This is a genomic window from Streptosporangium sp. 'caverna' (genome assembly GCF_003203775.1).
In the GTDB taxonomy this organism is placed as follows: domain Bacteria; phylum Actinomycetota; class Actinomycetes; order Streptosporangiales; family Streptosporangiaceae; genus Streptosporangium; species Streptosporangium subroseum.
Genome location: NZ_CP029711.1, coordinates 5,384,668 through 5,410,123 on the forward strand (window position 1 = coordinate 5,384,668; position 25,456 = coordinate 5,410,123).

General features: G+C 68.9%; 17 protein-coding genes. 14 read left to right on the forward strand and 3 right to left on the reverse strand.

Annotated elements, in window-relative coordinates:
• Positions 1-4 precede the first annotated feature (4 nt).
• Positions 5-1,291 carry a glycerophosphodiester phosphodiesterase family protein gene (locus DKM19_RS23870; protein ID WP_110698523.1) on the reverse strand — a complete coding sequence of 429 codons (1,287 nt, stop codon included), beginning with the start codon at positions 1,289-1,291 and terminating at the stop codon, positions 5-7.
• Positions 1,292-1,629: 338 nt separating this feature from the next.
• Between DKM19_RS23870 and DKM19_RS23875 the strand changes: the two genes are divergently transcribed.
• Together DKM19_RS23875 and DKM19_RS23880 are read left to right on the forward strand one after the other, a co-directional pair.
• The gene (locus DKM19_RS23875; protein WP_110698524.1) at positions 1,630-2,553 is read left to right on the forward strand and encodes an NADP-dependent oxidoreductase; all 924 of its coding nucleotides are present in this window, start codon (positions 1,630-1,632) and stop codon (positions 2,551-2,553) included.
• 293 nt (positions 2,554-2,846) lie between these two features.
• On the forward strand, positions 2,847-3,341 hold the full coding sequence (locus DKM19_RS23880; RefSeq protein ID WP_110698526.1) for a cupin domain-containing protein: 495 nt from the start codon (positions 2,847-2,849) through the stop codon (positions 3,339-3,341).
• Positions 3,342-3,504: 163 nt separating this feature from the next.
• Here DKM19_RS23880 and DKM19_RS23885 read toward each other — a convergent pair whose 3' ends face one another.
• A complete protein-coding gene (locus DKM19_RS23885; RefSeq protein ID WP_110698528.1) occupies positions 3,505-6,381 on the reverse strand; it encodes a beta-L-arabinofuranosidase domain-containing protein in 2,877 nt (958 codons plus the stop codon).
• A 743-nt stretch (positions 6,382-7,124) separates the two neighbouring features.
• Here DKM19_RS23885 and DKM19_RS23890 point away from each other — a divergent pair.
• The 10 genes from DKM19_RS23890 to DKM19_RS23935 all read left to right on the forward strand — a co-directional run bounded on the left by DKM19_RS23890 (position 7,125) and on the right by DKM19_RS23935 (position 18,510).
• Positions 7,125-8,981 carry a glycoside hydrolase family 127 protein gene (locus tag DKM19_RS23890; protein ID WP_204358975.1) on the forward strand — a complete coding sequence of 619 codons (1,857 nt, stop codon included), beginning with the start codon at positions 7,125-7,127 and terminating at the stop codon, positions 8,979-8,981.
• Positions 8,982-9,012: 31 nt separating this feature from the next.
• Positions 9,013-10,686 (forward strand): ABC transporter substrate-binding protein, encoded by a 1,674-nt coding sequence (locus tag DKM19_RS23895; RefSeq protein ID WP_110698532.1) that lies wholly within the window; start codon positions 9,013-9,015, stop codon positions 10,684-10,686.
• 9 nt (positions 10,687-10,695) lie between these two features.
• A complete protein-coding gene (locus DKM19_RS23900) occupies positions 10,696-11,652 on the forward strand; it encodes an ABC transporter permease (RefSeq protein ID WP_110698534.1) in 957 nt (318 codons plus the stop codon).
• Positions 11,652-12,641, forward strand: coding sequence for an ABC transporter permease (locus DKM19_RS23905; protein ID WP_110698536.1), 990 nt, complete (start codon positions 11,652-11,654; stop codon positions 12,639-12,641). The genes DKM19_RS23900 and DKM19_RS23905 overlap by 1 nt, the downstream gene beginning before the upstream one ends.
• Positions 12,638-13,438: an ABC transporter ATP-binding protein gene (locus tag DKM19_RS53045; RefSeq protein WP_110698538.1), complete on the forward strand. Its 801-nt coding sequence runs from the start codon at positions 12,638-12,640 to the stop codon at positions 13,436-13,438. Before DKM19_RS23905 ends, DKM19_RS53045 begins: the two co-directional genes overlap by 4 nt.
• On the forward strand, positions 13,435-14,253 hold the full coding sequence (locus DKM19_RS53050; RefSeq protein ID WP_110698540.1) for an ATP-binding cassette domain-containing protein: 819 nt from the start codon (positions 13,435-13,437) through the stop codon (positions 14,251-14,253). Before DKM19_RS53045 ends, DKM19_RS53050 begins: the two co-directional genes overlap by 4 nt.
• Positions 14,250-15,515, forward strand: coding sequence for an alpha/beta fold hydrolase (locus DKM19_RS23920; protein ID WP_110698542.1), 1,266 nt, complete (start codon positions 14,250-14,252; stop codon positions 15,513-15,515). Before DKM19_RS53050 ends, DKM19_RS23920 begins: the two co-directional genes overlap by 4 nt.
• On the forward strand, positions 15,508-16,815 hold the full coding sequence (locus DKM19_RS23925; protein ID WP_204358976.1) for an aminopeptidase P family protein: 1,308 nt from the start codon (positions 15,508-15,510) through the stop codon (positions 16,813-16,815). The genes DKM19_RS23920 and DKM19_RS23925 overlap by 8 nt, the downstream gene beginning before the upstream one ends.
• A 35-nt stretch (positions 16,816-16,850) precedes the next feature.
• Positions 16,851-17,756 (forward strand): dihydrodipicolinate synthase family protein, encoded by a 906-nt coding sequence (locus DKM19_RS23930; RefSeq protein WP_110698545.1) that lies wholly within the window; start codon positions 16,851-16,853, stop codon positions 17,754-17,756.
• A 91-nt stretch (positions 17,757-17,847) separates the two neighbouring features.
• Complete coding sequence (locus tag DKM19_RS23935; protein ID WP_110698547.1) at positions 17,848-18,510, forward strand: GntR family transcriptional regulator; 663 nt, start codon at positions 17,848-17,850, stop codon at positions 18,508-18,510.
• Positions 18,511-18,550: 40 nt separating this feature from the next.
• Here the strand turns inward: DKM19_RS23935 and DKM19_RS23940 are convergent, their stop codons facing one another.
• The gene (locus DKM19_RS23940) at positions 18,551-19,762 is read right to left on the reverse strand and encodes a cytochrome P450 (RefSeq protein WP_110698549.1); all 1,212 of its coding nucleotides are present in this window, start codon (positions 19,760-19,762) and stop codon (positions 18,551-18,553) included.
• A gap of 820 nt (positions 19,763-20,582) precedes the next feature.
• Here DKM19_RS23940 and DKM19_RS23945 point away from each other — a divergent pair.
• Positions 20,583-22,001 (forward strand): glycoside hydrolase family 43 protein, encoded by a 1,419-nt coding sequence (locus tag DKM19_RS23945; RefSeq protein ID WP_110698551.1) that lies wholly within the window; start codon positions 20,583-20,585, stop codon positions 21,999-22,001.
• Positions 22,002-22,106: 105 nt separating this feature from the next.
• Complete coding sequence (locus tag DKM19_RS23950) at positions 22,107-25,394, forward strand: discoidin domain-containing protein (RefSeq protein WP_239514399.1); 3,288 nt, start codon at positions 22,107-22,109, stop codon at positions 25,392-25,394.
• The last annotated feature ends 62 nt before the right edge of the window (positions 25,395-25,456 follow it).

Sequence of the window (25,456 nt, forward strand, 5' to 3'; positions counted from 1 at the left end):
CGGCTCAGTGGTTGCTCGGCACGAACTTCCCGCGGGACGCGTGCACGGCGCCGTCGCCGGCGAACGACATCGACGAGCCACGCCAGTTCACGGCCGGCACGGTCGCGCAGCCGCCGTCTCCGGTGACCAGGTCGATCGACTTCTTGCCCTTGCCCTTGGCCAGGCTCACCGTCTTGCCGGGGAAGCCCAGGCCGTTGTCGGCGTTGACCAGGCAGACCTCATCGCCGTGGCCGTTGTCGCCGTGACCCTTGTCACCGTGACCCTTGCCGCTGCGGTCGTCGCCGTGACCGTTGTCGTCATGGTCCTTGCCGCCGCGGACGACGAGCTTGGAGTCGACCGCCTCTCCGGCCGCGGCCACGATGAGGGCGGGCTGGTTGGTCTGGACTCCGTCGGCGCCCATCGAACGAGCGAGGTTGAACTGGGCCACCTCCTGGTCGGCGCCGGCGTCGTAGGCGTGCGGCATGACGACCGCGCACGCGTCATGGGCCGCGGCGATGGACTCGGGCGAGTACTCGGCCAGCGTCGAGCCGTACACCTTGGCGACCTGCCCGATCTCGTAGATCAGGAAGCCGGGCTCCCAGGTGTCGCGGTTGTAGATGATCCGGGAGGCGGGCTCGGCGACCAGGATCCGCGGGTCGCCCGAGTTCCAGATCGACTCCTCGGTGAGGCCGTACCTGCCCACCAGTTCGGCGACCTTGCCCTCCTCGGTCACCGACCCCTTGACGTCGAGCTCGACGCCGCGACCGGCCCGCTTGGCGAGGGCGAGGATCTCCTCCAGCGAGGCGATCTGCGCCGGGTCGTACTCGCCGCCCTTCCAGGGCTCGTAGTCGGCGGCGTTGAGGGCGCGCACCTCGTCGAAGGTCAGGTCCGCGATGTTGCCGGTGCCGTTGGTCGTGCGGTCGACCGTGGAGTCGTGCAGCGCGACGAAACGCCCGTCCTTGGTCTGCTGGACGTCGACCTCGACCATGTCGACACCGTAGGCGAAGGCGTCCTCGTACGACTTCAGGGTGTTCTCGGGAGCGAGGGTGTTCGCTCCCCGGTGAGCGGAGATCAGCACGTTGGCGGAGCCCTTGTCCGGGGTTCCGGCGTTGACCCAGCGCTCCGGTTCCGGTACCTGGTCACACACCGGCTGCTTCACCAGCGGCTTCAGCGCGGCTATCAACTGCCGGACCTGCTCGACCCGGGGGTCGTCCTCGGCGTGGGCGCCGGCGGTGCCGGCGGCCAGGCCTGCCGTTATCACGGCGACGGCGACCAGCGACCGCACGGCTCGGCGTGCAGTGGGGAACGTCATGTCCGATCCTCTCGACGATCTCAGTGGCGCGTCGAGTATTCAGGCGCCACTCCACCCCCCGGTGAATCCTTCCTGGCGATCAGAAGGCATGTTTCCTACTTTTTGATCTATAAATATGACTTATCCCGTTATGTGTCGCTCCGTCCTCATCGAGTTCGACGGCGGGTCTTCTCCCAGACCACCGCGGAGGGAAACACCGGGGAACGCCCTACGCCAAATCCACCACATCCGCAGGTCCGCAGAGGTTTACACGGCGTTCCGGGCCGGATGTACGACCCCTGGTCGATGCCCTGTACGTTCGTCCTGTTCGATATCTCCACCAACGGCAAGGATCTGTTATGCGAGCCATCACCGTCCGCGACCGCGCCGCCGGTCTGGCTGGGCTCTCCCTGACAGAGGAGCCATATCCCCACGCCGCCGAGAACGACGTCATCGTTCGCGTGTGTGCCGCGGGGTTCACCCCCGGCGAGCTCGACTGGCCGGGAACGTGGTCCGATCGCGCGGGCCGCGACCGGACGCCCAGCGTGCCCGGGCACGAGGTGTCGGGTGTCGTCGCCGAGTTGGGGTACGGAACCACCGGCCTGACCGTCGGCCAGCGGGTGTTCGGGCTGACCGACTGGGCCCGCAACGGTTCGCTGGCCGAGTACGTGGCGGTGGAGGCCCGCAACCTCGCGCCGCTGCCGGCCGACGTCGACCACGTCGTGGCCGCCGCCCTGCCGATCTCAGGGCTGACCGCGTGGCAGGGCCTGTTCGAACACGGCCGCCTCGCCACCGGGCAGACCGTCCTGATCCACGGCGCCGCGGGCGGCGTCGGTTCCATCGCGGTGCAGCTCGCACGCGAGGCAGGAGCCCGAGTGATCGGCACCGGCAGGGCCGGCGACAGGGACACGGCACTCGGTCTCGGCGTTGACGCCTTCCTGGACCTGCAGGCCGACTCCCTTGAAGACGCCGGCCAGGTCGACGTGGTGCTCGACGTGATCGGCGGTGACATCCTGGACCGCTCGGCCGCGCTGGTACGCGCCGGCGGCACGCTCGTCACCATCGCCTCGCCGCCCACGGTCCGGCCCCGAGACGGGCAGGCGATCTTCTTTGTCGTCGAGCCCGATCGCGCCCGGCTCGCGGACCTGGTCCGGCGGGTCCGGGAAGGACGACTCCGCCCGATCGTCGGGGCCGTGCGGACGCTCGCCGAGGCGCCCTCCGCGTTCGCGCCCACCCAGCGCACCCCCGGCAAGACGATCATCAGGGTCGCGGAAGGGGAATAACCGCCGCGTAGCTCTCCTCCGCCGCCGCCGGCAGGGCGATGAGAGCCCCTGTGGCCGGCCGGGTGCTGCTCACCGGCGTTGACGCGTCGCCGCTCGGCCATGGGTTTCGGTTCGGGGCCGCCCTTGTTGAGGACTTGGGCGGACCATCGCCAAGGCTTGGATTCGCCTGTGGTTAGGCACCGAAATGCCTGGACAGGGATACACCAGCAGCGACGCGAACCCTTCGGGCGGAAGCCGGGGCGCCTCGCGACTTCCGTGCGCCTCAAAGGTCCGAGCAGGATAGGAGAGCCGTCATGATCCGGGTACGGATTGCCTGTGGCTTTCTCGCCGGCGGCCTGGTGGCCGCGGCCACCGCGTGCGCTCCCGCGGTGGAGCACGCGACCGGCGCGTTACCCGCTGTCGCCACGGTTTCGCAGTCACCGTCTTCGCCGTCGCCGTCTTCGCAGCCACCGTCCGACAAGCTGTCCCCCATCCTGGAACAGGCGCTTCCGAATGTCCCGGGCAAGACGTTCACCTCGGCGATCGTGGACTTCCCGCCTGCCGCACGCGCGGTGCCGCATCGGCACGGCAACGCCTTCGTCTACGCCTACGTGCTCGAGGGCACCGTGCGCAGCCAGCTCGGTGGCGAGCCGGCGCGCACGTACCGCCAAGGCGAGAACTGGGTCGAGCCGCCGGGCGCCCACCATCTGCTCGCGGAGAACACCAGCCGGACGCAACCGGCGAAGCTGCTGGTCGTCTTCATCTCCGACACGGGAGACAAGATCAAGGTCGACGATCCGCCAAGATAGAGCATCGGGCGAGCACGGCCGGGCGACCTGTCCGCAGCGCGTGTGCCGCCTCCTCGATGACGCCCGGCCGGCTTGCCTGACACTTCTCAGTCCGTGAACGAACTGCCTTCTCTCAGGGGGGCATCCCCGCGACCGGCTCCGGACCGGGTCGCGAGAACACGGCTCAGCGGCGCAGCTTGGCCTGGGCGGCGGCGGCGACCACCTTTTTCCTCTCGTCGGGTGTCATGAGGCCGGCGCGGACCCATTCCCCGGCGGTGCGGTCCACCGTGGACCGGAACCGTTCGCGGTTGTCGAAGGGGGCCTTGGCCCAGACCGCGTCGAGGAACGTCACCGCGTCGTCTCGCTCGTAGTTCGGCACGCCGGAATCCACCGCCCCGAAGACGATCTTCGGCTCGACGCGATGGAAGTAGGCGTGGTAGCGGTTGGTGTCATTGACGTAGAGGGGGATCAGCGGCAGACCGTTCGTCGTGAAGTTCATCGGCGCGGTGGACGTGATCGCGTCCGTGAGGTCCCCGGACAGCGTGAAGTCCTTGTAGAGGGAGAATTCCCGGTAGGTGGTCTCGTTGCTCGCGGCGGCCAGCGGAACGGGGCCGTAGGCGATGCTCTGGGTGGTCGGGATGTCCAGTGCCTTCTCGACGCGCAGGGTGAACGGCATCGATATCTTGATCTTGTCGCCCCGGCTCCAGCGCCGGTTGAGCGTGACGTAACCGCCGGGTTTGGCGTTGAGCCTCTGCTCGTCCCCGTTGACCCGCACCGTGAAGCCCTTCTCCACCCAGTAGGGCACCCGGAGCTTCACCGTCAGCCGGCCCGAACCCTGCACCGTGAGCGTCGTCGTGCCCGTGGGGTCGGTCGGATAGTCCGTCGACTGCTTGATCGTGAAGCCCTTCTCCGGCCAGCTCAGCACCGAGGCCATGTAGAGGTTCACGTACAGTGTCGAGTCGTCCGCGGACCGGAAGTAGATCGAGTCCTGGAACTTGGTGTGGCTCTCCAGCCCGGTTCCGCCGCAACAGGTCCCGAGGTTGCCGTAACTCCGCGAGGCGCCCGGCCGCATGGGGATGAAGTAGGTCAGCAGCGGGTCCGTGGCGCTGTCGACGTTGCGGCGTGAGGCGAGGATCTGACCGTAGAGGGCCCGTTCGTAGTACTGCATGTACTTCGGGTCCGCGGTGTGGAAGAAAAGGCCCCTGCTCAGCTTCAGCATGTTGTAGTTGCAGCACGTCTCGGCGTTGTTGGTCCCCAGGGAACCCACGATGACATCGCGCGCTCCGAAGAGTTCGCCGTTGTCGCTCGGGCCGGCCAGGCCGCCGTCGGTGAACGTGCGATGGGGGACGACCATGTCCCAGAAGTTGACGGCGGCGGTGTAGTAGTCGCGTTCCCTGGACTGTTCGAAGACCGACAGGTAGCCGATGAACTGGGGGATGTGCTGGTTGGCGTGTTTCCTGTCCAGCGTGTCCTGGTTGGCGACGGTGGCCGTGAAGAGCGCGGTGTTGTCGAAGCACTTCGCCGTCGCGAGATACTCCTGCTTGCCGCTCAGGGCGTGGAGGTCGGCCATCACCGCGTTCATGCCGTTGTACTCGCCGGCGATGTAGATGCCCCACATGCGATCCAGCTGCGCCCGGGGAAGATGGCCCAGCCTGCTGTGAACCCAGTCGCCCATCTTCATGACGATGTCGAGCGCCTGCTCGTTGCCGGCGAACTCGTGGGCGTCGAGCAGCCCTCTCATGATCATGTGGCAGGTGTAGTAGGGCGCCCAGATGGTGGGGTAGGTGGCGTACTGCTCCAGCAGGATGAACTGCGTCTCGGGGTAGGCGGCCAGGAACCCGGGGTGGCTCGGGCCGGGGTGCCCGCCGCCTTCGGAGACCAGCCGGGCGTCCTGCCCCCTCCCGGAGGAATCGGCCGCGGTCTCCCCGCTCTCCTCCTCGAACCGGTACCAGGCTGTGTTTCCGCCGTTTCCGCCGTTTCCGCCGTTTCCGCCGCCCGGCCCTCCCTCCGCGTCCGTCATCAGGGCCCGCACCTCGGCCTCGGTCAACGCGCGGTCGTAGATCTGGAACTCGTCGACGGAGGCCCTCAGGTACGCGTCGCCGTACTGGGACTTTCCGATCCAGTTGTTGCCGGTCGAGCCGAGGCTGGACGGCTGGAGGGTCATGGCGGGGTTCGTGCCGACCGGCGCGCCGTCGACGTAGAGCGTGCCGGTGCCTCCGGACAGGGTGACCGCGACATGGGTCCATCGGTCCGCGGCCAACTGGCCGGTGCCGTTGATCCGCTGCTCGCCACCGCCACCGCCGGTGGTGATCGCGAATCTCGGCGCGGAGCCCGCGCTCACGGCCAGGAACATGTTGCGGGTGGTGCCGGTGCCGAAGTCGAAGATCCTTGACCAGGTGCTGATCGCCGCCGGGTTCAGCCACAGGGCGATGGTGAAGTCGCCGAGGCCGCTCACTATGCCGGTGGGCAGTGACACGTACTGGGACCCGTCGAGTTTCACCGCCTGGCCGAACTTCCCGCTCACCCTGGCGACGGGCGGGGCGGGAGGAGCCGGTTGCCCGACCGTGGCGGCGAGCGCGTCCTGGCACTGGCCCAGCGCCGTGACCATGTAGTCGAGCTTGTCCTTGTAGAAGTCGTCGCCGGAGCCCGCGTAGGCCAGTGCCAGGGCGCTGAGAAAGTGCCCGCTGTAGTGACCGCGCAGGTTGCCGGTCGCGTCGTCCCAGCTGCCGGGCGGCTGGGCGCCCAGCGTGTCCAGCCCGGCGTTGGCCCGGAAGTTGGCCAGCATCCGGTCGGCCGGATAGGCCCTCAGGAAGTTCAGAATCCGGTCCCGGTTGGCGGCGAACAGGCTTTCGTCCAACGTGACCTGACTGTTGGCGAACGGTTTCACGACCCAGGCGGCGGGTGTCGCGGGGGCGCTCCGCGGCGGCGGAACCATGGCGGCCACCGCCGTACGGGTGGCGGCCTGTGCCGTCCCCGCTCCACCCAGGGCGAGTGCGGACGGAGTGGCGGCCGCCAGTGCGGCCAGGCGCAGCACATCACGCCGGAGCATGGGATTCGTCATTTCACTGTCCTCGTCTGTGGCTCGAGATCTGGTCTGAGGTTTCTCATCCGGCGGTGTCCGCGGAAATGAGGGATCGAGGTCGGCCCGTGTTGAAGATTTATTGTTAGCGTTAACATTTAGCGACCGTTAAAGCCCCTGCGAATACGCGCTCACCGGCGTCTACCGATTGGACCCAACCGCTTGTCGACGGGACGGCGAAAAGCGGAAGGAGAACATGAAACACCTGCTCATAGCATGTTTGCGACAGGAAATGATCTACGACATCGAATCACCGCATCCATTGAACGGCCGATGCGCGACCAGGTTCACATCTCATGGTCGAGAGTGTTAACGATCTCATAATTCTCGTCAAGGGCTGTGATGAAAGAAGTCAAGGGCCGCGACGGGAGAGCCCGCGCGATGCGAGCCGTACGGCGGTCTCGTCCATGGCGCTCCACGCCGTCGGCCCGCCCGAATACGGTGGACGACCCTGCGGATGGGCGACGATCTTGACGGCGCCGACCTCGAAGAGGCGGGAGAGTGATCGCACAGGCCGCGTCATGGCCGCCTCGGCGGCCTGACCTGCTCTTCCCCGAGCACGGCCCGCGTCGGCGCCGGCGATCCGGACATCACGCTTTGGTAACCGTTTTGATACGGATGAGCCCTAAATATTCCGCTCTATTGGCGGTCCGTTTACCCGGCTCTAAGGTTCAGTGCCATGCTACATAGTACAGGTGAAATGCTACATGGCATTGAGGGCCCTCATGACGTTTGAGCAGGTCAACGTGCAGATCACCGGTGGTCTGCTCCGTCAGTGGCAGGTCCGCAACAGCACCGCCACGGTCCCGCACACCATCGAGCAGCTGCGCGCCGCCGGCAACGTGGACAACCTGAAGCGCCTCCTCGTGACGGACGCTCCGCCGTACCGTGGCCGCTACCCGTTCCTGGACACGGACCTGTACAAGACCCTCGAAGGGGTGGCGTACGAGATCGGCGCCGGCACCGCGCAGGACGGAGCGCGGGAGTTCTTCGACGAGGTCGTCGAGCTGCTTGAGCGCGTGCAGGCCGAGGACGGCTACCTGAACTCCTACTTCCAGGATCCGGCGAACGTCAAGAAGCCGTGGGAGGACCTCTCCTGGGGCCACGAGCTCTACAACCTGGGCCACCTCATCCAGGCCGCGGTCGCCGCGCGACGGCGGATGGGCGACGGGCGGCTGCTCGCGGTGGCGGTGAGGTTCGCCGATCTGGTGGTGGAGCGGTTCGGGCCCGGCAAGGAGGAGGGCACCTGCGGCCACCCCGAGGTCGAGATGGCCCTGGTCGAGCTGTTCAGGGAGACCGGCGACCGCGCCTACCTCGTCCAGGCGGGCCTGTTCGTGGACCGGCGGGGCCAGGCCAAACTGAAACACACGATCTTCCCTCCCGAATACTTCCAGGACCACCTGCCCTTCCGCGAGCTGCCCTCGGTCATCGGGCACGCCGTACGGATGGCCTACCTCGCGGCGGGCGCGACCGACATCTACCTGGAGACCGGCGACCGCTCGCTGCTTGCGGCGCTCGACCGGCTCTGGGACGACATGGTCGCCACCAAGCTCTACATCACCGGCGGTCTCGGCAGCCGCCACTCCGACGAGGCGATCGGCGACCGCTACGAGTTGCCGTCGGAGCGCGCCTACGCCGAGACCTGCGCCGCGATCGCCACCATGCAGTGGGCGTGGCGGATGTTCCAGGCGACCGGAGGCGCGAAATATCTCGACGTGTTCGAGCGGGTGCTGTTCAACGCGTACGCCGTGGGCCTGTCCGCCGACGGCAGGGCGTTCTTCTACGACAACCCGCTGCAGCGCCGTCCCGACCACGAGCAGCGCAGCGGCGCGGAGACGGGCGGCGAGCTGCTGCGCCGGTCCTGGTTCGGCTGTCCCTGCTGTCCGCCGAACATCGTCCGCTGGATGGCACAGCTCGGCGACCACGTCGCCGCCGAGCGTGAGGGCGCGCTCCACATCACGACCTACACCGGAGCGCGGATCGAGACCGGTTCGATCGCCCTGACGATGGAGACGGACTACCCCTGGGACGGCGACGTGCGCATCGTCGTCGAGCGGGCGCCGGACGAGCCGTACGCGATCCGGCTGCGCGTCCCCGCGTGGGCCCGCTCGGTGACGGCGTCGGTGAACGGCCGGCCGGTCGAGGGGGCCGAGGACGGCTGGCTCACCGTCGAGCGCGTCTGGGCGGCGGGCGACGAGCTGCGGCTCGGCATCCCGATGCCGGTCAGAGCACACGGCTCACACCCCTATCTGGACGCGACCCGCGGCGCGGTCGGCGTCGCGCGCGGTCCGCTCGTCTACTGCGTCGAGCAGCAGGACTGCCCGGTACCGGTGGACGACCTCGTCGTCTCCCCCGAGCAGGTCGCCGGCGCGACCGTCGAGCGGTCGCAGGACGAGCTGCCTGGCGCGGTCGTCCTGCGGATGACGGCCGGGGCGGCCGCGCCGCCCTCCGCCGAGCTCTACCCCGAGTTGCCGGCGGAACGGCCGGCGCCCGGCAGGACGGTTCCGGTGACCTTCGTCCCCCACTTCCTCTGGGGCAACCGCCGGCCCGAAGCCATGCGCGTATGGGTCAGGAACGCATGACCCCCGAGTTCACCCATCGAAAGAAGGCGCAATGAGGAGATCGGCAGTTCTCGCCACTGTTGCGGTGTTCACCGCCCTGGCGCTCACCGGGTGTGGCGGTGCCTCCGCCCCCGCCTCCGGAGCCGGCGGGTCGGCGGCGGCTTCCACGGGGGGCACCGTCCACGTCCTGCTCGCCGCCGACTACTCCCACCTGGACCCGGCCCGGGGCTGGGACGGCGGCGTCAACAACTTCTACCGGCTCATCTACCGGGGCCTGACGACGTTCGGCGCGGGTCCGGGAGCGGAGGGCACGAAGATCGTTCCCGACCTCGCCACCACCACCGGCACCGGCAGTGACGACAACAAGACGTGGACGTTCACCCTCAAGGACGACATCTTCTTCGAGGACGGCACGCCGATCACCAGCGAGGCCATGAAGTTCGGGGTCGAGCGCGCCTGGGACCCGGAGGCCGGGATCGGCTCGCCGTACGCCAGGCTGCTCATCGACACGCCCAAGGACTACAAGGGCCCGTACGTCTCCGGTGACCTCGACACGATCGAGACCCCGGACGCCAAGACGATCGTCTTCCACCTGAAGAAGCCGTTCGCGGACTTCGCCAGCGCGCTCGCGCAGCCCAACTTCGTGCCCTTCCCGAAGGGCTCGGGGGCGGCCAACGCCTTCGACACCAAGCCGATCGCGTCGGGACCGTACAAGGTGGAGAGCTACCAGCGCGGGGCGTCGCTGAAGCTGGTCCGCAACCCGTACTGGAAGGCCTCCTCCGACACCCTCCGCGCGGCCAAGGCGGACGGGTTCGAGTTCACCTTCGGGCTCGACGGCGCGACCATCGACGAGCGCATGCTCGCCGGGCAGGGCGCCGACGCGAACGCCACCGCGGGCGCGATCCAGGCGGCGACGGTGGCCCGGATCCAGACCCCGCAGATCAAGGAACGCACGCTCTCCGGCTACATGGGCTGCACCACCTACATGAGCCTGAACACCACCAAGAAGCCCCTCGGTGACGTACGGGTCCGGCAGGCGATCAACTACGCGGTCAACAAGGACACCGTGGTCGCCGGAGACGGCGGGACGACGCTCGCGGACAAGGCGACCTCGATCCAGCCGCCGACCATCGTCGGCCGGGTGGACTACGACCCGTACCCGACCGACCCGGCCAAGGCGCAGCAGCTCCTCACCGACGCCGGACTCGGCGACGGTTTCGACCTGACGCTGGACGTCCGCCCGGATCCCCGCCAGCAGGGCATGGCGGTCGCGATCCAGGAGGCGCTGAAGCCGCTGAAGATCAACGTCAAGATCAACAACATCGACACGTCCACCTTCTACGAGGTGATCGCCACCCCGGCGCAGCAGCACGACGCCGCCATCACCGGCTGGTGCCCGGACTGGTCGTCCGGCGCCACCTTCCTGCCGCCGCTGTTCGACGGCCGCAACATCTTCGACAAGGGCAACCAGAACCTCGCCCAGATCAACGACGAGGCCATCAACAAGCGGATCGACGAGATCGGCGCGATGACCGACGTCAACGCCGCCAACGCCGCGTACGCCGAGCTGGACAAGCAGATCATGGAGCAGGCGCCGATCGTGCCTCTCGTCTACGAGAAGAACGTGACGATCGTCGGCGGCAACGTCGCCGGTGCCTATCTGAACGACGCGTTCTCCGGCGGCATCGACTTCATCTCCCTCGGGCTCAAAGACCCGAGCAAGTAGGCGTACGCCATGACCACCGCCGCACCCTCGCGCGACGCGAAGGCCGGCCCCGGGGCGGGCACACCCGGTGTGCCCGCCACCTCGGGACGCCGGATAGCGGGCGCGCTGCTGCACGACTGGGCCGCCGTCCTCAGCACGGGCTTCCTCGTCCTGGTCGTCCTGATGGCGGTCTGCGCACCGCTGATCACCGCCCTCACCGGGCACGGGCCGAACGACTTCGACGCGGCGGCCATCGACACCAACCTCGGCGGCCTGCCCAGGGGCTCACTCGGCGGCGTCAGCGCCGAGCACCTGTTCGGCGTCGAGCCGCAGAACGGCCGCGACGTCCTGGCCCGCATCATGTACGGCGCTCGCGTGTCGTTCCTGATCGCGATCTCGGCGACCGTGCTGACCACCCTGCTCGGCGTGGTCTTCGGCATGCTCGCCGGGTTCTACGGAGGCTGGGCCGACCAGGTGATCTCCCGGGTCATGGACTTCCTGATGGCCTTCCCCTCGCTGATCTTCATGATCGCGATCCTGTCGTCGCTGCCGTCGGGGAACCGGGCGGTCCTGCTGGTCGTGGTGATCAGTGTGTTCGGCTGGCCGTACCTCGCGCGGGTGGTGCGCGGGCAGACGCTGACGCTGGTGAACCGGGAGTTCGTCGAGGCGGCCCGCGCGTCGGGCGCCTCCACGGGCGCCCTGGTGTTCAAGGAGATCCTGCCCAACCTGCGCAGCTCGCTCATCGTCATGACGACCCTGGCGGTGCCCGGCTACATCGGCACCGAGGCCGGGCTGTCCTTTCTGGGCGTGGGCGTCACCCCGCCGACCCCCTCGTGGGGACAGATGATCGCCAGTTCGGTGAGCTGGTACGCGGTGGACCCGATGTACTTCGCGATCCCCGGGCTCTTCCTCTTCCTCACCGTGCTGTCCCTCACCGTGCTCGGGGACCGGATCCGGGCCGTCACCGACGCGGGAGAGGCCTCCTGATGGCCCGTTACCTCGCAGGCCGGATCGCCGGGCTCGTGCTGATCCTCTTCATGGTCTGCCTGTTCACCTACCTGATCTTCTTCAAGCTGTCGCCGGACCCGGCGGTCATGATCTGCGGCAAGACCTGCACCCCGGAGCGGATCCTGCAGATTCGCACGCTCCTCGGGCTGGACCAGCCGTTCTTCACGCAGTTCCGGGACTTCCTGAGCGGGCTGTTCGCCGGGCGGGATTACGGATCGGGCGCGAACCTCATCCACTGCCCGGCGCCCTGCCTCGGCTACTCCTTCCAGACCAGCCAGTCGGTGTGGGAGATGATCCTGGACCGGCTCCCGGTCAGCGCCACCGTCGCGGTCGGCGCGGCCGTGCTCTGGCTGGTCATCGGCATCGGCGCCGGTCTGCTCAGCGCGGTCAGGGAGGGCACCTGGTGGGACCGGACCACGATGGGCCTGGCCCTGGGCGGCGCCAGCATCCCCAACTACGTGCTCGCGCTGGCCCTGCAGTACGTCCTGGTGGTCAAGCTGCAGATCCTGCCGTTCCCCTCGGCCGTGGCGTTCTCCGACGGCCCCCTGTTGTGGTTGCAGTCGTACCTGATGCCGTGGATCGTCCTGGCGACCGGATACGCCTGCCTCTACGCGCGGCTGACCAGGGCGAACGTCATCGACACGCTGGCCGAGAACTTCATGCGCACGGCCCGGTCGAAGGGCCTGGCCCCGGTGCTCACGATGCGCCGGCACGCGCTGCGGCCCGCGCTCACGCCGATCACCACGATCTTCGGCATGGACTTCGCCGCGCTGCTGGGCGGAGCGCTGATCACCGAGACCGTCTTCGGCCTCAACGGCGTCGGCAAGATGGCCGCCGACTCGATCGCCAAGAACGACCAGCCGGTGATCATGGCGGTCACCCTCCTCGCGGCGTTCTTCGTGGTGGTGGGCAACGTCGTGGTCGACCTCGTCTACACCGGCCTCGACCCGAGAGTGAGGATCCGATGAGTGAGCTGCTTGTCGTGGAGGACCTCACGGTGACCTTCCCGACCACGCGCGGCCTCGTGGACGTGGTCAAGGAGGTGTCGTTCACCGTCGGCAGGGACGAGACCGTCGGCATCGTCGGCGAGTCCGGCTCGGGCAAGTCGATGACCAGCCTGGCCATCATGGGCCTGCTGCCGCGCGGGGCCGTGACCAGGGGAAGCATCCGGCTGAACGGCGTCGAGCTGCTCGGCCGCACGGACCGGCAGATGCGCGCGATCCGGGGCGAGCAGGCCTCAATGATCTTCCAGGACCCGCTGTCGTCGCTGAATCCGTACTACACGGTCGGCCTGCAGATCGAGGAGATGTACCGGGCCCACCGGGGAGGCTCGCGCGGGGCGGCCAGGAAGGTCGTCGCCGAGGCACTGGCGCAGGTCGGCATCCCCGAGCCGGACCGGCGGGCGGGCTACTACCCCCACCAGTTCTCCGGCGGGCAGCGCCAGCGCATCATGATCGCGATGGCGCTGGTCTGCTCCCCCGCGCTCCTCATCGCCGACGAGCCGACGACCGCCCTCGACGTCACCGTCCAGGCGCAGATCCTGCGCCTGCTCGCCGGGCTCCAGAAGGAGACCGGGACCGGGATGGTCTTCGTCACCCACGACCTCGCGGTGATCAGCTCGATCGCCGCGCGGGTGCTCGTGATGCGCCAGGGCGAGCAGGTCGAGTACGGCACCGCCGAGCAGGTCTTCTCCGAGCCACGGCACGAGTACACCCGGATGCTCCTGGAGAGCATCCCGCGGATCGACGACGAGGTGGTGTCATGAGCGAACCTCTGCTGCGCGCACGGGAGTTGACCAAGCGGTTCACCGTGCGCGGCCCGTTCGGGCGGAGAACGGAGTTCACCGCCGTCGACGCGGTGAGCCTCGAGGTGCGGCTCGGCGAGACCCTGGCCGTGGTGGGCGAGTCGGGCAGCGGCAAGTCCACCACGGCCCGCATGGTGGCCAGGCTGATGGAGCCGACCGCGGGCACCCTGGAATTCGAGGGCCGGGACGTGACCCACGCGAAGGGCGCGGACCTGGCCGGATTCCGGAGCAACGTCCAGGTGGTCTTCCAGGATCCCTTCTCCTCGCTCAACCCCCGGCACACGGTCGAGCGCATCCTGACGGCGCCCCTCGTCTATCAGGGGATGGAGCCCAAGGGGGGTAAGCGGGCGCTCGCCAAGGAGCTGATGGCGCGGGTCGGGCTCAACCCCGACCACTCGCAGCGCTATCCCGCGCAGTTCTCCGGCGGGCAGGCGCAGCGCATCGGCATCGCCCGCGCGCTCGCCGTCAACCCCAAGCTGGTGATCTGCGACGAGGCCGTCTCCGCGCTCGACGTGTCGGTGCAGGCGCAGGTGATCGAGCTGCTGCGGCGCCTGCAGCGGGAGAGCGGCTTCAGCTACGTCTTCATCGCCCACGACCTCGCCGTCGTCCGCCAGATCGCCCACCGGGTGGCGGTCATGAGCAAGGGGCGGATCGTCGAGGAGGGCCTGTGCGAGCGGGTCTTCGCCGACCCCCAGGACCCGTACACCAGGACGCTGCTGGCCGCGATCCCCCGGATCAACCCCGAGTGGGACCGCAGAAGGAGGGCCGCCGGATGAACTACACGATCCCTGGCATGCACGTGCGCGAGCACGTGGTGGAGGTGCCGCTCGACTGGGCGGACCCCCGGGAGACGATCTCCGTCTTCGCCCGCGAGCTGGTCGACCCGGCGCGGCGGGGCGAGGATCTGCCGTGCCTGCTCTACCTGCAGGGCGGCCCCGGCGGCAAGGGGCCGCGCCCGCTCAGGGCCGACGGGTGGATCGGGCAGGCGCTGCGCACCCACCGGGTCGTCCTGCTCGACCAGCGCGGCACCGGCCGCAGCACCCGCGTCGACGGCCGCGGGATGGGCAGGTTCGACGACGCCGCGAAGGCCGCCGACCATCTTGCCCGCTTCCGCGCCGACTCGATCGTGGCCGACGCCGAGCACCTGCGGAAGACCGTCTTCGGCGGGCGGCGCTGGGCCACGCTCGGGCAGAGCTACGGCGGCTTCCTCACGATGACGTACCTGTCGCATGCGCCCGAGGGCCTGAGCGCGTGTTACGTCACCGGCGGCCTGCCCAGCCTGAACCCGGACGCGGCCGAGGTCTACCGGCGCACCTATCCCCGCGTCGAGGCGAAGAACGCCGAGTTCTACCGGCGCTATCCGCAGCACGTGGAGCAGGTCGCGCGGATCGCGGACCGATTGGCCGAGGGCGGCGTCCTGCTGCCCGACGGCGACGTGCTCACGGTGCGACGGCTGCAGTCGCTCGGCATCGACTTCGGGATGAAGCCCGGATACGAACGCATGCACTGGCTGCTCGACGAGGCCTTCAACGCGGGCGAGCTGTCGTCGGTCTTCCTGTACCAGGTGCTCGCACGCTCGTCCTACAGCGACGACCCGCTGTTCGCGGCGCTGCAGGAGGCCATCTACGGGCGCGGCTCCTGGGCGGCGGCCGAGCGGGAACGCGCCAGGCACCCCCGGTTCGCCGAGACCTCCAGGCCGCTGCTGTTCACCGGGGAGATGATCTATCCCTGGATGTTCGAGGAGATCCGCGAACTGCGGCCGTTCCGTCCCGCGATGGAGGCGCTCGCCGGACGCGACGACTGGGCGCCCCTGTACGACGTGGACCGATTGGCCGCCAACGAGGTCCCGGTCGCCGCGGCCGTCTACTTCGACGACATGTACGTGGACGCGGGCCTGCAACTGGAGACGGCGGCCCGCGTCGGCAACACCCAGATCTGGGTGACCAACGAGTACGAGCACGACGGCCTCGGCGACGATCGCGTCTTCGCCCGCCTGACCGGGCTCGTTCAAGACATCGGAGGAGCAATACGTGAATAGCCATCCCAAGCTGACGGAGATCCCGGCGTTCAACGCGTACATGGGACAGGGATGGGGGACCCCGGACCGGACGCCTCCCGTCGTCGCGGGCGCGCCCGAGGCGGCCGCCGCGCACCGGGCGCGGCTCGCGGCCGCGCTGCCCGGCGTGGACGTGACGGTCGCCGCGGGGCACGCCCCGATCCGGAGCAACGACACGGCGTACGACTTCCGGCCCGACAGCGACTTCTACTGGCTCACCGGCTGTCCCGTCGAGGGCGGCGTGGTCGTGATGCGCGGCGGCGACGCGACGCTGTATCTGCCGCCTCCGGCGTACCCCGGCGAGCCCGGTTTTTTCAGTGACGTCATGCACGGCGAGCTGTGGGTCGGCGCCGCGCCGGGACTCGCCGACTGGTCGGCCGCGCTCGGCATCGAGGTGCGCCCGCTCGACGAGGCGCCTTCCGTGGAGAACCCCGAGGAGCTGCGCCGCGTCCTGGCCGAACTACGCATGATCAAGGACGACTGGGAGATCGGCCGGCTCCGCGAGGCCGTGGACCGCACGGTCGAGGGCTTCGCCGCGGTTCTCGCGGAGATTCCCGCGGCCGTCGAGGGCCGGGGCGAGCGCTGGTTGCAGGGCACGTTCGACCGGCACGCCAGGACGTACGGCAACGGCCCCGGCTACGCCGGCATCGTGGGCAGCGGCGCGCACGCCCCCACGCTCCACTGGGTGCGTTGCGACGGCCCCGTCCTGCCGGACGAACTGCTGCTGCTCGACCTCGGCGTGGAGGTTCGCAGTTTCTACACCGCCGACGTCACCAGGACCTTCCCCGCGTCCGGCCGGTTCTCCCCGGCGCAGCGGCAGGTTCACGACCTGGTGGAGAGGTCCCATCGTGCGGCCCTCGCCCAGGTGGCTCCCGGCCGCCGGTTCAGCGACTTCCACCACGCCGCGATGGAGGTCATCGCCCGGGGGCTCCACGACTGGGGCCTGCTGCCCGTCTCCGTGGACGAGGCGCTGTCGGATCACGGTCAGCACCACCGCCGCTACCTCGTCTGCGGCATCGGGCACCACCTGGGCCTCGACGTGCACGACTGCGCCTCCTCCCGCCCGGAGGCCTACCACGACGCGCTCATGGCCCCCGGCATGGTGCTCACCGTCGAGCCCGGTCTGTACTTCCACGCCCACGACCTGACGGTCCCGCCGGAGCTGCGCGGCATCGGCGTCCGCATCGAGGACGATCTCGTGGTCACGGAGGACGGCGCCGAGGTGCTGTCCGCGGAACTGCCGCTCGACGCGGACGGTCTCGAACGCTGGATGCCCAACTAAGCAGTCGATATAGCCCTTTTTCTCAGGAGAGTTGCATGAGTGCATCCGCCCGACCGTGGCACGGCGTCAGCGTCGCCACGGCACTGCCCCTCAACGACGACCTGTCCGTCGACTACGACGGCTTCGCCGATCATGTGCGGTTCCTCGCCGACAACGGCTGCCACGGCGTCACGCCCAACGGCTCGCTCGGCGAGTACCAGACCCTGTCGGACGAGGAGCGCGCGCGCGTCGTGCGGACCGCCGTCGAGGCCTCCCCCGAGGGCTTCCACGTCATGCCGGGCGTGGCCGCCTACGGAGCGCCGCAGGCCAGAGGCTGGGCCGAGCAGGCGGCCGAGGCGGGCGCCGCGTCCGTGCTGCTCCTTCCGCCCAACACCTACCGCGCGGATCGCCAGGCCGTGGTCGACCACTACCGCGAGGTCGCCAGGGTCGGGCTGCCGATCGTGGCGTACAACAACCCGGTCGACACCAAGGTCGACCTCACCCCCGACCTGCTCGCCGAGCTCCACGGCGAGGGCCTGATCGTCGCGGTCAAGGAGTTCACCGGCGACGTGCGCAGGGCCTATGAGATCCGCGAGCTGGCCCCCGATCTCGACCTTCTCGTCGGTTCCGACGACGTACTGCTCGAACTGGGCCTCGCCGGGGCCGTCGGCTGGATCGCCGGATACCCGAACGCGATCCCGAAGAGCACCGTCGAGCTCTACCGGCTCGCGACCTCGGGCGACCCCGACGACATCGCCCGCGCCCTGCCCATCTACCGTGACCTGCACCCGCTCCTGCGCTGGGACTTCAGGACCGAGTTCGTCCAGTCGATCAAGCTGTCGATGGACCTCGCCGGCCGTAGGGGAGGCGTCTGCCGTCCGCCGCGCTCCCCGCTCTCCCCCGAGGTGGCCGCCCTGGTCACCCGTGACACCAAGGCGGTGCTCGCGAAGGGCTACCGGTGAGGTCTCACCTGAGGCCTCACCGCCCGCCGCACCTCACCGGCCGCCGCCCTCCGCCCCGACCCGGCCGGCCGTTTCCCGCCGGGTTCCTGCCGTGACGCGCCTGCGCCCCCTGGGGAGGCAGGAGACGTTCAGGGAACAGGTGAGGGGAGCCCTGCGGGCCGCGATCATCTCGGGCGAGCTCCGGCCGGGAACGGTCTACTCCGCGCCGGCCCTGGGCGCGCGGTTCGGCGTGTCCTCCACGCCTGTCCGCGAGGCCATGCTCGACCTGGCGAGGGAGGGCCTGGTCGTCTCCCGGCGGAACAAGGGCTTCCAGATCACGGAGATGTCGGAGGAGGACCTCGACAACCTGACGGCGGTGCGGCTGCTGATCGAGCCGTCGACCGTGCGCGACGCCGTGCCCGTCATCCCCGAGGCCGACCTCCCCGCGCTGCGCGGGCTCGCGCAGGACATCGTCGACGCGGTCGAACACGCCGACCTGATCGCGTACATCGAGGCGGACCACGTGTTCCACCTGGCGTTGCTCGCCTACAGCGACAACAGGTTCCTCGTGGACGTGGTGGCGGGGCTGCGCTCGCAGACCCGGCTGCCCGGCCTGACCCCGCTGCTGCGCGGCGGTGCGCTGGGCCGGTCCGCGGCCGAGCACCACGAGCTGATGGACCTCATCGAGGTGCGCGACTCCGCCGGGGTGGAGGCGCTGATGCGCCGCCACATCGGTCACGTGCGCGGGCTGTGGGCGCACGGGGCGGAGCGATGACGCAGACGGTCATCGCTCCGGCCGGGAGTGGCGGTTCCGGTCACCAGCGGACCGGGACCGTGCGCAGGCCGCCGACGGCCAGCCCTTCCACGCGCTCCAGCTTCTCCACGGGCACGGCCAGTTCCAGGGTCGGCAGTTTGCGCAGCAGTACCTCCAGGACGACCTGCAGTTCGGTGCGGGCCAGCGCCTGACCCAGGCAGGAGTGGGCGCCGACGCCGAAGGACAGATGCGAGTTCGGGCTACGGCTCAGGTCCATCTCGGCGGCGGACTCGAAGACGCTCTCATCGCGGTTGGCCGCGGCCATGCTGCACACCACGGTCGTGCCCCGGGGCAGGACCGTGCCGCTGACCTCGGTCTCCTCACGCAGGTAGCGCGGCAGACCGAAGCCGGAGTTGGCGTCGAGCCGCAGCGTCTCCTCCACCGCCGTGCGCACCAGAGAGGGGTCGGCCAGCAGCCGCTCCCACCGGCTGCGGTCGGCCAGCAGCATGGAGACCATCTTGCCGATCATGTTGGCGGTGGTCTCGTGCCCGGCGATCAGCAGCGCCATGCCGGTGACCAGGATCTGGATGTCGGACAGCCCTCCCTCCTCGGGACCGCCGGCCGCGATCAGCTCGCTCAGCAGGTCCTCGCCCGGCTCGGCGCGCTTGGCGGCGACATGCCCGGACATGTACTGGAAGAACTCGCTCTGAGCGGCCTCGATCTCGGCCTGACCGTAGCGGGTGAGGTTGAGCATGGCGTCGGACCAGTAGGAGAACCGGTCCCGGTCCGCGGCCGGCACGCCGAGCATGTCGCAGATGACGTACACCGGCAGCGGGAAGCCCAGACCTGCCTTGAGGTCACCGGGCCGGCCGCGCTCGACCATGTCGTCGATGAGCCGCTCGGCGATCTGGGCCATCGCGGGACGCAGCGCGGTCATCCGCTTGGCGGTGAACCACTTGCCGACCAGGCGCCGCCAATGCTGGTGTTCCTCGCCTCCGTCAGGGATGATCTGCGCCATCTCGCCGCTGAACACCCCGTCTCCCTCGGCCGACAGCCGGGCCGCGTCAGGGGCGTTGAGCTGGCGGGTGAAGCGCGGGTCGGCAAGCACCCGCTTGACGTCCTCATAGCGGGTCAGCAGCGTCGCCTGGTCACCGCTGGGCAGCCTCACGTGCGCCACCGGGCACTCGCCGCGCAGCTCGGCCCATTTCGCGGGCGGCTCCAGCGCCGCGTCGTTGGGGATCGGGTAGCTCAGAACCTGCTCGTTGACGCTCATACGGCGTCTCCTTTCGAACGAACGGTTGGCCGCCCGCGAACAGGCGGCCGATCGGCTCATGTACCGCGGACTGCTCCTGACCGCCGTCACACGGGCGCCGGTGCGACGGCGGGCCCACCAAGCACGAACTCCGCGTGCGAGGCCTCCGGCCGCGCCCGGTCACGGGACATCACGCAGGTGGAGGGCGGCGGCCCGGCTTACCCGCATCCGCATGTGTCGCGCCTCTTCGATCATCCCGCCTCCCGCGCTCTCCCGCCTCGACGCCGACAGGCTTACCCGAGACCGGGCTCGAAAACCGGTGTCGAGGCGAGGACTGCTCCCGCGCGAACGGCCTGGTGCGCGTGGCGCCGTGGTGACACCGTAGGAGATGGCGCCGGCGGAGCCACGGCGGCTCTCCGGGGGATGGACGCACGGGCGGTGGTGGCGCGGCCGTCCACGGCGCTCCGGCATTCGCCTCCGGCAGACGAGCGCGGAGACCGCCGCGGATGGGCGGACCCGTTCAGGTCGGCATGAAAGCCGATATGCCCCGAATAATGTTAACGTTAACAGTTTGTCGGTTACCGGCAGTGAGCAGCGAGAATCACCTTTCCCAGCTCACAGCGTTGACAGCCGAGTGTGAACATTAGGGCTTGACAGAGTTTCTGTTATCGCAAACACTCAGGAAACCTCGCCGAAACAGAGCCGAGAACCCCGCACAGCTTCAGAAAAGCCCCTGGTCATCCCGGATGTTAGCGCTAACAGAAGCAGCTGCCAGGTCAGGTAGTTGCGTGTTCGGCACCGTTTTCCCGTGTTCAGGCACCCACCCCCCAGGAGTAACGCCATGAAACGACGATGGACGGCCGCCCTCGCCACGGTCGCCGCGTTCGGACTCGTCCTCACCTCGGCCGGACCGGCGCCCGCCGCGAGCCCGATCACCACGGCCATCTACACCGCCGACCCCGCCGCGCTGGTCGTCGGCGACACGATGTACCTGCACACCGGTCATGACGAGGCCGCCGCCGGCGGCACGAACTTCGTCATGCGTGACTGGCACGTGTTCTCCTCCACCGACGCCGCCACCTTCACCGATCAAGGGGCCAGGCTGTCGCTCTCGAACTTCAGCTGGGCCGGAGGTGACGCCTGGGCCGGAGAGGTCGAACCGCGAGGCGGCAAGTACTACTGGTACGTGCCGGTCAACGGCAGGGGCGCGGGCTGGATGGACATCGGCGTCGCGGTCGGCGACTCCCCGCTCGGCCCGTTCACCGACGCCAAGGGCGGACCGCTGATCAGCGACAGCACCCCGAACTCCTCGCCCCTCAACATCGACCCGACCGTGTTCACCGACGACGACGGCCAGGCCTACATCTACTGGGGTTCCTACAACGGCGTGCGCGCCGCCAAGCTCAAGCCCGACATGATCAACCTGGACGGCCCCGTGATCACCCCGCAGGGGGTGAGCAACTTCTGGGAGGCCCCCTGGATGTTCAAGCGCAACGGCACCTACTACCTGGCCTACGCCGCCAACGACTCCGGCTGCTCCTCCCCGGGCTACGCCTGCATCCGCTATGCCACGGCGAGCAACCCGATGGGCCCCTGGACCCACCGCGGAGTCGTGCTCGACCAGGTCACCTCGACCACCAACCACCCGGCGATCGTCGAGTTCAAGGGCCAGTGGTACATGGTCTACCACAACGCCGCGGCCCCCGGCGGCGGCAACTTCCGCCGCTCGGTCACCCTGGACAAGCTCTACTGGAACGCCGACGGCACCATGCAGAAGGTCGTGCAGACCACGGGCCCGATCGGCGGCGGCGGGGGCGGCGGCCAGCCCCCCACCGGCACCAACCAGGCCCTCGCCGCCACCGCCTCGACGTCGTACGTCTCCGCGTGGGAGACACTCGGCGCGATCAAGGACGGCTACGTCCCGACGAACTCCGCCGACCACAGCCACGGCGCCTACGGCAACTGGAACCACCAGGGCACCGAGTGGATCGAATACCAGTGGCCCACCGCACGCTCGATCAGCAAGGTGGCGACCTACTGGTTCGATGACAACCAGGGCATCGACCTGCCCGCGTCCTGTCAGGTGCAGTACTGGAACGGCAGCGCCTACGTGAACGTGCCCGGCCAGTCGGGCTGCGGCGTCGGCGCGAACACCTACAACATCACCACCTTCACCCCGGTCTCCACCACCCGGCTGCGCATGAACATCACCTCCAGGACGGGCTACTCCACCGGCGTCCTGGAGTGGATGGCGCTCTAGCCGCTCCTCCCCCACCGCCGGTGGCCCGCGGGCCACCGGCCTCGTCTCCGGTATCCGCCTGTCGCACCCGGTCCACCCCCCGACCCCCCGAGGGACTGTGACACCATGTCGATTCCCGTACCCGCCTGGCGGCGACTGACCGCCATCCTGACCGCGGCGCTTCTCACCGTCGGCACGCTCATCCTGGGCATCCCCGCGAACGCCGCGCAGACCATCGGATTCCCCACGTTCAGCGGCCCGGCGATCCCGGCCCCGCCGGTCTCGTACACCCCTGGCAACATGATGCAGTCCATCTACAACGCCGAGAGCTCCGGCACCGACTTCTGGATGGACCGCCTGCTGGCCCGTACCGGCAACGACCCGGCCGGAACCTGGCTGATGAGCAGGGGGCGCGCGGTCTTCATGAAGACCCACAACCCCGCGGTGCTCGGCTTCGGCGGCCAGGTGGCCTACTGGGAGAGCATCAACAACAACAACGCCTACACCATCGCCGTCACCCCCGGCACGTTCACCGAGCAGGTGAGCCAGCGGCGGCAGGTGCCCAGCCACTGGAAGAGCGTGCACACCAGCGGCTCGGTCACGGTGACCCAGACGAAGTTCATCACCGACAACAACGTCGCCGTGACGAACCTGTCGATCACCAACGGCGGCAGCGGCTCCACCACCCTGCAACTGCGGGCGACCTCGCCCTACGCCACCTCCGGTTCGGGCAGCGAGCTGACCGGACAGGTCAACGCCTACAACAACCTCACCACCATCTACCCGCGGCTCACCGGTGACGGCTTCGCCGCCTCCAGCGGCGGGCTCAACAGGTCCGTCACCATCGCGGCCGGGGCGACCGTGACCGCCAAGGTGGTGATGGGTTTCGTCACCAACGAGATCCCCGCGTCGCTCACCGAGTACAACGCCTACGCGGGCTACTCCGGCGCGACCGCGTTCGCGACCCACGTGCGCGCCTACAACCTGTGGTGGGCGCAGAACGTGCCCTACATCGATGTCGCCGAACCGGCGATCAAGAAGAACATCTACTACCGCTGGTGGCTGATGCGCTTCAACAACCTCGACGCCGACATCCCCGGGCAGACGTTCCAGTTCCCCACCTCGACGGAGGGCGTGCTGGGCTACAACAACGCCATCGCGCTGACCCAGCCCATGCACATCGACGACCTCAAATACCTGCGCAACCCGGTCTACTCCTACGGTGACTGGCTCAGCGTCGGCCAGACGTCCAAGAACGGTCGCTTCCTGGACAACCCAGGCGACCCGGAGAACTGGTCCAACAGCTACACGCAGTACATCGCCGAGGCGGCCTGGAAGAGCTACCAGATCCACGGCGGCCAGCCCGGCATCGCGGCCAACCTCGCCCGTTACGCCGAGCAGGACGTCAAGGGCCAGCTCGCCTACTACGACCACGACAACAACAAGCTCATCGAGTACGACTGGGGCGCGCTGACCGGCAACGACGCCGACGCCGTCTCCTTCCACTGGAAGCCCGGAAACATGGACCGCGCCGAGTCGGCCTACCAGTACAGCGGCGCGCTCGCCGCCGCCCAGGCGTACGAGGCGATCGGCAACACGGCCAAGGCCACCGAGATGCGCACGCTCGCCACGCAGATCCAGAACGCCATCGTCAACGTGCTGTGGAACCCCAACCGGCAGCTCTTCGAGCACCGGCTGAAGTCGACCAACGAGTGGGTGCCCTGGAAGGAAATCAACAACTACTATCCGTTCGCGGTCGGCGCCATACCCAACACCACCACCTACAAGCAGGCCCTGCGCCTGTTCGACAACCCCGCCGAATACCCGATCTTCCCCTTCTACACGGCCAACCAGGTGGACAAGGCCGCCGCGGCGGCGGCGGGCAACCCGGGCTCGAACAACTTCTCCACCATCAACTCCACCGTGCAGTTCCGGCTGTACTCCTCGGTGCTGCGCAACTATCCCAACTCCTGGATGAGCGCGAACGACTACAAGAAGCTGCTGTACTGGAACACCTGGGCGCAGTACGTCGGCGGCAACACCGCCTGGCCCGACGCCAACGAGTTCTGGGCCGACTGGAACGGTTCCTCGGTCAACTACCGCTCCTGGATCCACCACAACATCCTGGGCAGCAGCAACTGGACCGTCATCGAGGACGTCGCCGGGCTCCGGCCGCGTAACGACGCCAAGGTGGAGCTGTCGCCGATCAACATCGGCTGGACCCACTTCACCATCAACAACCTGCGCTACCGCAACGCCGACCTGACCATCGTCTGGGACGACCCGGCCGACGGGATCGTCCGTTACCCCGGCGTGCCCGAGGGCTACTCGATCTACATCAACGGCGCCCGCGCCGCCACCGTCAGCACGCTGGTGCCCTTCACCTGGGACCCGGCCACCGGCGCCGTCACCACCGGCGGCACCGTCACCTACAACACCGCCGTCTCCGGTCTGCAGGCCCCGAACCAGGTGGCGCAGAGCAGTCCCCGGATGGTGGACATGCTCGCCAAGGCCGGCGTCGACCTGACCGCGAACCTGACCAACCTCGCGGCCGGGGCCACGGCCACCGCCTCCACCACCGCCTCCGGCAGCAACCTCGCGGGCGCCATCGACGGGTTCCCCACCAACGAACCGTTCTGGGGAGGCACCAGCACCGGCCAGGACTGGTACGAGCTGAACCTCGGCGCCACTCGCACGCTCAACGAGGTACGGCTCTACTTCAAGGACAGCCGCCCGGCCAACGCCACCTACCGGGCCCCGTCCTCCTACGACGTCCAGTACTACAACGGCAGCGCCTGGGTGAGCGTGCCGAGCCAGGCCAAGACCCCGGCCGCGCCGCGGGCGAACTACAACCTGGTGCAGTTCTCCGCCGTCAGCGCCCAGCGAATACGGGTGCTGACCACCAGCGCCTCCGGAGCCAGGACCGGCCTCACCGAGGTCAAGGCCTACAACCGCGGCGGCACCCAGCCGCCGCCCACCGGCTCCGGCAACCTGGCGACGTCCGCGACTCCCTCGGCCTCCTTCACCTCCGCGTGGGAGAGCGTCGCCGCCCTCAACGACGGCATCCAGCCACCCTCCTCCAACGACACCGCCAACCCCCGCTGGGGCTGCTGGCCGCAGACCGGCCAGCAGTGGACCGACCTCACCTGGTCCTCGGCCCAGACCCTGAACAGGGCCGAGGTGTACTTCTTCGACGACGAGGACGGCATCGACATGCCTGCCTCGTGGAAGCTGCAGTACTGGAACGGCACCGCCTACGCCGACGTGCCGGGCGCGAGCGCGTACGGGCTGGCGAAGAACCAGTTCAACAACGTCACCTTCACCGGCGTCAACACCACCCGGCTGCGGGTGCTGCTCACCGGTAACGGAACCGCTTCGGTCGGCCTGCTCGAAGTCAGGGCCTACGGGACCTGACCCCGCTCCACGCGAGGGGCGTGCCGTCCTGGCACGCCCCTCGCGGCCTGAGGCGAGGGGCC

Coding starts and splice junctions, on each gene's coding strand:
- DKM19_RS23870 (WP_110698523.1), bottom strand. CDS start 1,291: ATGACGTTCCCCACTGCACGCCGAGCCGTGCGGTCGCTGGTCGCCGTC.
- DKM19_RS23875 (WP_110698524.1), top strand. CDS start 1,630: ATGCGAGCCATCACCGTCCGCGACCGCGCCGCCGGTCTGGCTGGGCTC.
- DKM19_RS23880 (WP_110698526.1), top strand. CDS start 2,847: ATGATCCGGGTACGGATTGCCTGTGGCTTTCTCGCCGGCGGCCTGGTG.
- DKM19_RS23885 (WP_110698528.1), bottom strand. CDS start 6,381: ATGACGAATCCCATGCTCCGGCGTGATGTGCTGCGCCTGGCCGCACTG.
- DKM19_RS23890 (WP_204358975.1), top strand. CDS start 7,125: ATGACGTTTGAGCAGGTCAACGTGCAGATCACCGGTGGTCTGCTCCGT.
- DKM19_RS23895 (WP_110698532.1), top strand. CDS start 9,013: ATGAGGAGATCGGCAGTTCTCGCCACTGTTGCGGTGTTCACCGCCCTG.
- DKM19_RS23900 (WP_110698534.1), top strand. CDS start 10,696: ATGACCACCGCCGCACCCTCGCGCGACGCGAAGGCCGGCCCCGGGGCG.
- DKM19_RS23905 (WP_110698536.1), top strand. CDS start 11,652: ATGGCCCGTTACCTCGCAGGCCGGATCGCCGGGCTCGTGCTGATCCTC.
- DKM19_RS53045 (WP_110698538.1), top strand. CDS start 12,638: ATGAGTGAGCTGCTTGTCGTGGAGGACCTCACGGTGACCTTCCCGACC.
- DKM19_RS53050 (WP_110698540.1), top strand. CDS start 13,435: ATGAGCGAACCTCTGCTGCGCGCACGGGAGTTGACCAAGCGGTTCACC.
- DKM19_RS23920 (WP_110698542.1), top strand. CDS start 14,250: ATGAACTACACGATCCCTGGCATGCACGTGCGCGAGCACGTGGTGGAG.
- DKM19_RS23930 (WP_110698545.1), top strand. CDS start 16,851: ATGAGTGCATCCGCCCGACCGTGGCACGGCGTCAGCGTCGCCACGGCA.
- DKM19_RS23940 (WP_110698549.1), bottom strand. CDS start 19,762: ATGAGCGTCAACGAGCAGGTTCTGAGCTACCCGATCCCCAACGACGCG.
- DKM19_RS23945 (WP_110698551.1), top strand. CDS start 20,583: ATGAAACGACGATGGACGGCCGCCCTCGCCACGGTCGCCGCGTTCGGA.
- DKM19_RS23950 (WP_239514399.1), top strand. CDS start 22,107: ATGTCGATTCCCGTACCCGCCTGGCGGCGACTGACCGCCATCCTGACC.